The sequence below is a fragment of the Labrys sp. WJW genome (genome assembly GCF_001676615.1).
GTDB lineage: Bacteria > Pseudomonadota > Alphaproteobacteria > Rhizobiales > Labraceae > Labrys > Labrys sedimenti.
Genome location: NZ_LYXZ01000101.1, coordinates 1 through 8,984, shown reverse-complemented (window position 1 = coordinate 8,984; position 8,984 = coordinate 1). Strand labels below are relative to the sequence as shown.

Annotated in this window: 9 protein-coding genes; 2 read left to right on the top strand and 7 right to left on the bottom strand. The window is 62.7% G+C overall.

Features of this window, described 5'->3' with window-relative positions; genetic code table 11:
- Positions 1-149 precede the first annotated feature (149 nt).
- Positions 150-626 (bottom strand): Cys-tRNA(Pro) deacylase, encoded by a 477-nt coding sequence (ybaK, locus tag BA190_RS34750; RefSeq protein ID WP_068299769.1) that lies wholly within the window; start codon positions 624-626, stop codon positions 150-152.
- A 278-nt stretch (positions 627-904) separates the two neighbouring features.
- Here ybaK and BA190_RS34745 point away from each other — a divergent pair, with 278 nt between their 5' ends.
- Both BA190_RS34745 and BA190_RS34740 read left to right on the top strand, forming a co-directional pair.
- On the top strand, positions 905-1,936 hold the full coding sequence (locus tag BA190_RS34745; protein ID WP_068299766.1) for a cysteine synthase A: 1,032 nt from the start codon (positions 905-907) through the stop codon (positions 1,934-1,936).
- A gap of 8 nt (positions 1,937-1,944) precedes the next feature.
- A complete protein-coding gene (locus BA190_RS34740; protein WP_068299763.1) occupies positions 1,945-2,658 on the top strand; it encodes an alanyl-tRNA editing protein in 714 nt (237 codons plus the stop codon).
- 131 nt (positions 2,659-2,789) lie between these two features.
- Here BA190_RS34740 and BA190_RS34735 read toward each other — a convergent pair whose 3' ends face one another.
- The 6 genes from BA190_RS34735 to BA190_RS34710 all read right to left on the bottom strand — a co-directional run bounded on the left by BA190_RS34735 (position 2,790) and on the right by BA190_RS34710 (position 8,806).
- Entirely contained in the window at positions 2,790-4,583 is a 1,794-nt protein-coding gene (locus BA190_RS34735; protein ID WP_068299760.1) for an ABC transporter ATP-binding protein, read from the bottom strand.
- A 457-nt stretch (positions 4,584-5,040) separates the two neighbouring features.
- The gene (gene msrQ, locus BA190_RS34730; RefSeq protein WP_068299757.1) at positions 5,041-5,673 is read right to left on the bottom strand and encodes a protein-methionine-sulfoxide reductase heme-binding subunit MsrQ; all 633 of its coding nucleotides are present in this window, start codon (positions 5,671-5,673) and stop codon (positions 5,041-5,043) included.
- On the bottom strand, positions 5,673-6,614 hold the full coding sequence (msrP, locus tag BA190_RS34725) for a protein-methionine-sulfoxide reductase catalytic subunit MsrP (RefSeq protein WP_068299755.1): 942 nt from the start codon (positions 6,612-6,614) through the stop codon (positions 5,673-5,675). Before msrP ends, msrQ begins: the two co-directional genes overlap by 1 nt.
- A 137-nt stretch (positions 6,615-6,751) precedes the next feature.
- Positions 6,752-7,183, bottom strand: coding sequence for a hypothetical protein (locus BA190_RS34720; protein WP_156771848.1), 432 nt, complete (start codon positions 7,181-7,183; stop codon positions 6,752-6,754).
- A 112-nt stretch (positions 7,184-7,295) separates the two neighbouring features.
- Entirely contained in the window at positions 7,296-8,534 is a 1,239-nt protein-coding gene (gene dmeF / locus BA190_RS34715; RefSeq protein ID WP_082980273.1) for a CDF family Co(II)/Ni(II) efflux transporter DmeF, read from the bottom strand.
- Positions 8,531-8,806 carry a metal/formaldehyde-sensitive transcriptional repressor gene (locus BA190_RS34710; protein WP_068299749.1) on the bottom strand — a complete coding sequence of 92 codons (276 nt, stop codon included), beginning with the start codon at positions 8,804-8,806 and terminating at the stop codon, positions 8,531-8,533. The genes dmeF and BA190_RS34710 overlap by 4 nt, the downstream gene beginning before the upstream one ends.
- Between the last annotated feature and the right edge of the window lie 178 nt (positions 8,807-8,984).

The window sequence follows — 8,984 nt, the reverse complement described above, 5'->3', positions numbered from 1 at the left end:
GCGTTTTGCGATTTGGTGGAATCACCAAGAATCGCAAAGACGCGTCGAACCAAAGAGTTAGAGCAATGCAGCGTTTCCGTCTAAACGCGCTTTGCTCTCGGTGCGCTGCGGTCACCTATCGATGCTCGTCGATGGTGAGGGGGGACGGGTCAAGCCGCGACCAGGGCAGCGGCGGTGGCGTCGAGGACAGCCCTGGCATCACCGGGAGAGAGCCGGATCTGCAGGCCGCGCTGGCCGCCATTGACATAGACATAGTTCGCGGTGAGCGCGGTTTCCTCGATGGCCGTGCGCACCTTGCGCATCTGGCCGAACGGGCTGATGCCGCCGATCTTGTATCCCGTGCTACGCTCGGCATCGGCCGGCTTCATCATCTGCGCCGACTTGCCATTGAAGGCCGCCGCCAGCTTCTTCATGGAGACTTCGTGGTCCGACGGCACGACGACGCAGACGGGCTTGCCGTCGACCAGAGCCATCAGGGTCTTCAGCACTTGGCTGGGCGGTTCTCCGAGGGCCTCGGCGGCCTGCAGGCCGATACTGTCGGCGTCTGGATCATAGTCGTAGCTATGGACGGAAAAGGCGACGCCGGCCTTGGCAAGCATCTGGGTGGCGCGTGTCACCTTCGACATGACGGCTTCCTATGGCGTTTTGCGATTTGGCGGAATCGCCAAGAATCGCAAAGATGCGTCGAACCAAAGAGTTAGAGCAAAATAGCGTTTCCGGCTAAACGCGCTTTGCTCTAGCGAGGATCAATAGCGGCAGTCCCTGTCGAGACGGCCTGCCTGCGGGGGCGAGAGCTATCATGGCACCGCGGCTTGGAAAACCCGTCGTCGATATGCCTCTCCCCTATGCCGATCAGAAAAGTCGGGTTAGGGTCGCATCCCCTCAAATCAGCAGACGATCACACATGGCTTTCCGTACCGGTCTCGTCGATGCCATCGGCAACACGCCCCTCATTCGCCTCAACCGCGCGTCCGAGCTGACGGGCTGCACCATTCTTGGCAAGGCCGAATTCATGAATCCGGGCCAGTCGGTGAAGGATCGTGCGGCGCTCTTCATCATCAAGGATGCGGTGGCGCGCGGCGAGTTGAAGCCCGGCGGCACCATCGTCGAAGGCACGGCCGGCAATACGGGCATCGGCCTGGCGCTGGTCGCCGATGCCATGGGCTTTCGCACGGTGATCGTGATCCCCGAGACCCAGAGCCAGGAAAAGAAGGACATGCTGCGCCTGGCGGGGGCCGAACTCGTAGAGGTGCCTGCGGTACCCTATGCCAACCCCAACAATTACGTGAAGGTCTCGGGCAGGCTGGCCGCCGAACTGGCGAAAACCGAACCGGGCGGTGCGGTCTGGGCCAACCAGTTCGACAATACAGCCAACCGCCAGGCCCATATCGAGACCACGGCACCGGAAATCCTGGAACAGACAGACGGCAAGCTCGACGGCTTCATCTGCTCGATCGGTTCGGGCGGCACGCTGGCCGGCGTCGGCATCGCCCTGAAGGCGGCCAATCCCGCCATCAAGATCGGCGTCGCCGATCCGATGGGGGCCGCCATGTATTCCTGGTTCACCGATGGCGAACTGAAGTTCTCCGGTTCGTCGATGTCGGAGGGCATCGGCCAGAACCGGGTCACCAAGAATATCGAGGGTGCACCGGTCGATCTCGCCTATCAGATCCCTGATGAAGAAGCGGTGCCGTTGGTTTATGATCTGCTGCAGGAAGAAGGGCTGTGCGTGGGTCTTTCGACCGGCATCAACATTGCCGGTGCCATCCGGATGGCTCGGGATCTCGGGCCGGGCCACACCATCGTGACCATCCTGTGCGATCACGGTTCGCGCTATCAGTCCAAGCTGTTCAATCCTGCGTTCATGCGTTCCAAGAACCTGCCCGTGCCGGAATGGCTTGAAAAGCGTTCCACCATCAAGGCTCCATTGGAATAGGTGACCACATGGCGACAGATCTGCTGTTCAGAGACGATCCCTACAGCCTCGGCGCCAGTGCTACGGTGATCGGGTTGTCGCAACATGGCATCATTCTGGATCGCACGGTCTTTTACGCCATGGGCGGCGGCCAGCCCGGCGATGTCGGCACCATGACGCTGTCGGACGGGCGTACCATCGCCATCACCAATGCCGTGTGGAACGACGAGACCAAGACCGAAATCGCGCATGTCGTGCCACCGGAAGGGTTGCTGCCGGCTGTGGGTGATACGGTCGAACTGGCGCTGGACTGGTCCCGGCGCTACGCCCGCATGAAAGTGCATACCGCCCTGCATCTGCTTTCGGTCGCCCTGCCCTACCCCGTCACGGGTGGATCCATCGGCGATGGCGAGGGGCGGCTCGATTTCGACATCCAGGATGCCGGCCTCGACAAGGACGAGATCGCCCACAAGGTCAACACCATGATCGGCCAGGGTGCCGAGGTCAGCGAACGCTGGATCACGGATGCCGAACTCGACGCCAATCCTGGTCTGGTCAAGACCATGTCGGTCAAGCCTCCGCGCGGCTCGGGGGTGATCAGGCTGGTCGAGATCGAAGGCCTCGACCTGCAGCCTTGCGGCGGAACCCATGTGCGCAACACCGACGAGATCGGTCGGATCGCGGTGACCCAGATCGAAAAGAAGGGCAAGCAGAACCGGCGGGTACGGATCGCCCTGGCGTGATCAGGGCTCATTCAGTCGTTGATCGAGGACATTGATCGCCAAACCTCGACGTCCTTGCAGATCGTTGCAAAAATATGGGCACGGCCGGACCTTTTTGGGGCGTGTGCCGGTCCGAAGACCGGCACACGCGTCTACGCCGCCCAGCCCTTGGCGAGTTCCAGGGCCTGGCGTTCGAACAGACCGCGATAGATGCCGTCGGGATGGCGGATCAGGCTGGCATGATCTCCTTCCTCGACGATCTTGCCCTTGTCGAAGACAAGGATGCGGTCCATCGCCTGCACGGTCGAGAGCCGATGGGCGATGACGATGGTGGTGCGGCCCGCCATCAGCCTTTCCATCGCCTCCTGGATTAGATGCTCCGATTCCGAATCGAGGCTGGAGGTCGCCTCGTCCAGGATCAGAACCGGCGCATCCGCCAGGAAGGCCCGGGCAAGCGCCACGCGCTGGCGCTCACCGCCGGACAGCTTCACGCCGCGCTCGCCCACCATCGTGCCATAACCCTTGGGCAGGGCCGAGATGAAGGCATGCGCATTGGCAAGACTTGCCGCATGCTCGATCTCGGCCATGCTGGCCCCAGGCCGGGCGTAGGCGATGTTTTCGGCCAGCGAGCGGTGAAACAGGATGGGCTCCTGCTGCACGATGGCGATCTGGCTGCGCAGGCTGGCCTGCGTCATGTCGGCGATGTCCTGGCCATCGATGGTGATGCGGCCGGCATTCACGTCGTAGAGACGCTGGATCAGCTTCACGAAGGTGGTCTTGCCCGAGCCCGACCGGCCCACCAGGCCGATCTTCTCCCCTGCCCCGATCTCGACGGAGAAGTCGCGATAAAGGGCATCGGCATGGCCGCCATAGTGGAAGGTCACATGCTCGAAGGCGATGCGCCCGTCCGTGATCATGGCCGGCATGGCATCATGCCTGTCCTTCACGCCCATCGGCTGGTCGTAGAATGCCACCAGTTCCTCCATGTCGTTCACCGAACGCTGGAGGTTGTGGATGTGCATGCCGATGTCGCGCAGATAGCCATGCACCACGGCATAGCTGGTCAGGACCAGTGCGACGTCACCAACGCCGGCCTGCCCGCGCATCCACAGCCATAGCACCACGCCCAGCACCGCGGCCCTCAGCCCCAACAGGAACAGATTCTGCGCCGTGCCGGCATTGGTGCCGCGCATCCAGGTGCGATTGGTGCGCGAGCGCCATTTGGCCAGCACCGCCGTCAGGCGGGCATCCTCGCGCGTTTCGCCGCCGAAGGCCTTGACCACCGCGTTGCAGGTGACAGCATCGGCGAGCGCACCGCCCACGCGCGTATCCCAGCTGTTGGCGAGGCGTGCGGCAGGGGCGACATAGTTCACCGACAGCACCACCGTCATCGCCACGAAGGCGATGGAACCGATGAGCACCACCAGGCCCAGCATCGGCCAGACCGTCGCCAGCACCACCGTCGAACCGAGCAGGACGAGGATGGAGGGAAGAATGGCGACCAGCAGCGTATCGTTGAGCATGTCGAGTGCCCACATGCCGCGGGTGATGCGCCTGACCGTCGAACCGGCGAAATTGTTGGCGTGCCAGTCGGTGGAGAAACGCTGCACGCGCGCGAAGGCTTCGCGGGCGATCGTGCTCATCATCCGTGTGGTCAGGATGGTGATGGCATAGAAGAACAGCTGCCGGCAGCCCACGGCAACCGCACCGAGGACCAGCATGGCGCCAAGCGCCCACCAGGCCTCGCTTGCTCCACCAAGGCCAGCGGTGACGGCATCGACCATCTGGCCGGCATAGATTGGCACGACCACTTCGGCGACCGTTGCCACGCCGACGGCGATTACGATCAAGGTCACGAGATCGGCCTGGCTGCGCCAGTGATCAAAGGTGAATCCAAGCACAGCCGCCATGGGATTGCGGCCGGGCTCTTTGCGAGAAAGAGTCATCGGGGTAACCGGCGCAGCCCCGCGCCGTCTCCAAAATGCAAGGCGCACGCAAAGGTGCGGCGCAAAATATGTTCAGGAAAAAGACCCGGAGGGTGTTCGGGAGAAAAAGACGCGACCTAACGCGTCAGGATCTCATATGGCCGAGCGTTCGACACGTGAGCGAGAATCAGAAATGTGCTCATGCAATTCTCCCTCATGCTGAGTGTGAACCGGGGAACGGCAAGATAGGTGGAGATTCGCACCGAGGCAACCGATTTTTTCGGCCGATCCGATGTGCTGCTACCCCTCATCCCCCTGCCGGGACCTTCTCCCGCAAGGGGAGAAGGCATCTCATCTGGCAGGTGAGGAGCCATTTGAAAGCTGTTCCGCTGACGCGCCGTATCCCAATCCTGTTCCTTCTCCCCTTGCGGGAGAAGGTCCCGGCAGGGGGATGAGGGGTGGCAGCGCGTTGCTTGCATTACGTTGACGCAACCCGCCTTGCGCTTCTTGGGCGACGGTTGCCGATCAACGGCCACAGCAGGCGCCAGGCGAGCAGCACAAGCACGATCGCCGCATAGACCAGCGGCTCGATCAGCCAGACCTTCTTGATCATGATGAAATGCAGCGCCCCGAGCGCGATGGCGGGATAGACGAGCTTGTGCAATTTCGACCAGGCCTTGCCGCCAAGCTTGCGGATCGACCAATTCGTCGACGTCAGTGCCAGGGGCACGAGCAAAGTGAAGGCGGCCATGCCGATGGTGATATAGGGCCGGCGCAGGATGTCCTGAACAGCCGCATGGAGATCGAGGCCGCGGTCGAGCCAGAGCCAGACGCTCAGATGCAGCAGCACGTAGTAGAAGGCCACCAGACCGAGCGCACGCCGATAGCGCAGCAGGTTGATGCGCAGAAGCTGGCGCAGCGGCGTGATGCAGAGGCAGGCGATCAGAAAGCGCAGGGCCCACAGCCCCAGCCCCCATTCGAGCTGGGCGACGGGATCGGCGCCGATACGCCCGGTGAAGGCAAGATAGAACAACCACACGGCCGGCAGCATGCCGACGACGTAGATGAGCCATTTGAGCACGGCTTGCAGGCTGGCGCGCGAGGATTGCATCAGTAGTTGGCCTTCAGATCCATGCCGGCATACATTGCCGCTACCTGTTCGCCATAGCCGTTGAACATCAAAGTCGGCTGCCGGCCGGCCAGCAGGCCTGCACCGATCCGACGCTCGCTCGCCTGGCTCCAGCGCGGGTGATCGACCTCAGGGTTGACGTTGGAATAGAAGCCGTACTCGCTCGAGTTCTCCAGGTTCCACGAGGTGGGCGGCTGCTTCTCGACCAGGCTGATGCGCACGATCGACTTGATACCCTTGAAGCCGTATTTCCAGGGCACGATCAGGCGTAGCGGCGCGCCGTTCTGGTTCGGAAGAGTTTCGCCATAGAGGCCGACAGCCAGGATGGTGAGCGGGTTGAGCGCCTCGTCGAGGCGTAACCCCTCGACATAGGGCCACTTCAGGGCCGGAAAGAAGGCCGACTGGCCCGGCATCTCCGAGGGCCGCACCAGCGTTTCGAAAGCCACGAACTTGGCGGCGCCCTGCGGTTCCGCCTTCTTGATCACGTCAGAGAGCGCGAAACCAAGCCAGGGGACCACCATCGACCAGGCTTCGACGCAGCGATGGCGGTAGATGCGTTCCTCCAGGCGGTAAGGCTTGACGAAATCCTCCAGCGCATAGGTCGCCGGCTTGTTGACGAGCCCGTCGACCTTGATGCTCCAGGGCGTGGTGGTCAGCTTGCCGGCATAGGCGGCCGGGTCAGACTTGTCGGTGCCGAACTCGTAGAAATTATTGTAGCCGGTGACGTCTTCCAAACTGGTCTGCTTCTCGTCGGTGGAATAGGCGCTCTTGGCTCCCGACAGCTTGGCCGCTTCGGCGGAGACGGGCAGAAGGGCTGCGCCGGCGACGGCTCCGATGCCGGCCAGAAAATGCCTGCGGTCGACATAGGTCTGCTTCGGCGTGACATGGGCCTCGGTGAGGTCGGGGGCGTAGCGGATCAGCATGATCTTCCCTGGTCGATGGGCGTGGACTTACTTCCCTTATACGCCCGTGCAGGGATGGATGTTTCTCACGATCACGTAAGATCAGGGGTAAAATCGATGTGCGCTATCGTGATCGGCGCGTTACCGGCTCCCGACTTTCACAGGCTCATCCAGAGCAGCAGGGATTTGCCTTGCTTGACGGCACGCGCGGCAAACTCGCGCAATTGAAGCAAAGGGCCATCGAGATCATCGGCCTTCCAGCCATCGAGCTCGAGTTCTCGCTGGCCCGACCATGCCTTGGCGATTTCAGGAATTCGCGCCGGCTCGATTGCCGCGATCCGATCCCGAAAGGAGTCCGGAAATACGAAGACCCATGGCCCCTCGTCGCTGCGCGTCGCGGCAATGTACCCGCCGCTCTCCAGAGTGTCGGACAGTTCGTGATCGCCCCATGCCGCCGCCAGGGCTGCGAACTTGCTGTTGTCGAGGCCCTTGGTCTCGATGGCAGGCCAGCGCCTCTCCCGAGGCCAGATTTCGCAGATCAGCTTGGCCTCGGCAGCGTCTGCGATCAGCACATCCGTCAACAATCCCACTGGCAAGCCTCCCGTGGCCAGATGCAAGCGCATCTCCAAAGCTTGGTTTGTCGAGCCGGCCTTTGCAACGCCTGCAGTGGCCCCAGCATCCGCCCGATCGCGATCGATGGATCTATCGAGGCTGAACCTCGATCGTGACATGCGAGAGGGAAGGAAACATTGCCAACTTGCCACGATAGAAGTCGGGTTCCCGGGGATGGGCCGAGGCGATCGACAGGATGGCGCCGAGATGGCCGGGGCCGAGCCGCCACAGATGCAGGTCCGCGACCTTGTCGCCCTCCTCCTCGATCGTCCGGCGCATGGCGTCCGCCAGCCGGCGGTCGGGCAGCATGTCGACCAGGATGCCGCCGGTGTCGCGGATCAGCGTATAGGACCAGCTGAGGATGACTGCGGCGCCGACCAGGCCGGCGATCGGGTCCATCCAGCCCCAACCGGCCAGGAGACCGAGCAGGAGGCCGACGATCACCAACACGGAAACCGCCGCGTCCGCCATGACATGGGCAATGGCCGAGCGCATGTTGTTGTCATGGTGCCCGCCATGGGTATGAGGTTCCGCGAAGGCCGTCGTCAGCCGCTCGCCTCCGAGATCGAGCCTGACGGCGAAAGCATGGGGCTCGGGGATTTCCTCCTGCGATTCCAGATAGGTGTCGTGGTCCGTGAAGATGAAACGCTGTCTCGTTCCCTCCTTCCGAATGATCTCCAGGCTGACTGTGGCCGCTTCCGGCATGGGGCCTTGCAGGGACCGCAGGCGGAAACGTGGCGGGACGCCGTCCTCGAAAATACTCAGTTCGAGCGAGCCGGATGCCGTCGACAGGCGACGTGCTTCCTCGTGATGGTGATGGTCGCCGTGATCGTGTCCATGCCCATGCGCGTGGTGATGATGGTGATGGGCGCCCCCATTGAGCAGCCATACGCTGGCGATGTTGACGGCCAAGCCCAGCACCGCAATGGCAATGGCCTGTCCATAGTCGATCGGGACCGGGGCCAGCAGGCGCATCACGGCTTCATAGGCGATCAGCAGCGCGATCATCGCCAGGATGACGGCGCTGGTGTAGCCTGCGAGGTCGCCGACCTTGCCGGTGCCGAAGGTGAAGCGCCGATCGAAGGCATGCCGGCGCGCGTAACGGTAAGCCAACGCCGTCAACAGCAGGGCGCCGGCATGAGTCGACATGTGCAGGCCATCCGCCATCAGCGCGATCGAGCCATAGATGGCGCCGCCGACGATCTCCAGGCCCATCATTGCCACGCAAAGGATGATGACGGCCCAAGTCCGGCGTTCGTTGGAATCGTGGTCGGAGCCGAGGAAGACATGGCTGTGCTCGAAGGGAGCATTGGCGGTGGGCATGGTCATTTCAGATAGCTCCTGACGACGTCGATCAGATGCTCGGCGGCTTCACGGCGGCCCGCATCGTCCAGGCCAGGCATCATGATGTGGTCGCGGACATGGTCCTCGATGACCTCGGCCATCATGCCGGCGATAGACCCCCTCACCCCGGCCAGCATGTGCATGATGGGATCGCAGCCCAGTTCATTCTCCAGCGCCCGCTCGATCGCCTCGACCTGCCCCTTGATGCGGCGAACCCGTGCCAACAGCTTGGCCTTTTCCTGGATCGTGTGGCTCATGGCATCCTCTATAGCATAGGGGGGTAGGGTATATGGAGCGAGGGTCGACAGCAAGAATCTTCCCGGGTGCGCGGACGTCTCGTCCATAGGCGCTAAGATAAGGCGAGAGGCGCGAGGCCGGCCACCCCTTCGCCCCGTTTACGGGGAGAAGGTAAGGATGAGGGGCGGCGCGACCTCA

What these genes read in the sequence shown, in the direction of transcription:
- ybaK (WP_068299769.1), bottom strand. Translation starts at nt 626, where the DNA reads ATGTCGAAGGTGACACGCGCCACCCAGATGCTTGCCAAGGCCGGCGTC.
- BA190_RS34745 (WP_068299766.1), top strand. Translation starts at nt 905, where the DNA reads ATGGCTTTCCGTACCGGTCTCGTCGATGCCATCGGCAACACGCCCCTC.
- BA190_RS34740 (WP_068299763.1), top strand. Translation starts at nt 1,945, where the DNA reads ATGGCGACAGATCTGCTGTTCAGAGACGATCCCTACAGCCTCGGCGCC.
- BA190_RS34735 (WP_068299760.1), bottom strand. Translation starts at nt 4,583, where the DNA reads ATGACTCTTTCTCGCAAAGAGCCCGGCCGCAATCCCATGGCGGCTGTG.
- msrQ (WP_068299757.1), bottom strand. Translation starts at nt 5,673, where the DNA reads ATGCAATCCTCGCGCGCCAGCCTGCAAGCCGTGCTCAAATGGCTCATC.
- msrP (WP_068299755.1), bottom strand. Translation starts at nt 6,614, where the DNA reads ATGCTGATCCGCTACGCCCCCGACCTCACCGAGGCCCATGTCACGCCG.
- dmeF (WP_082980273.1), bottom strand. Translation starts at nt 8,534, where the DNA reads ATGACCATGCCCACCGCCAATGCTCCCTTCGAGCACAGCCATGTCTTC.
- BA190_RS34710 (WP_068299749.1), bottom strand. Translation starts at nt 8,806, where the DNA reads ATGAGCCACACGATCCAGGAAAAGGCCAAGCTGTTGGCACGGGTTCGC.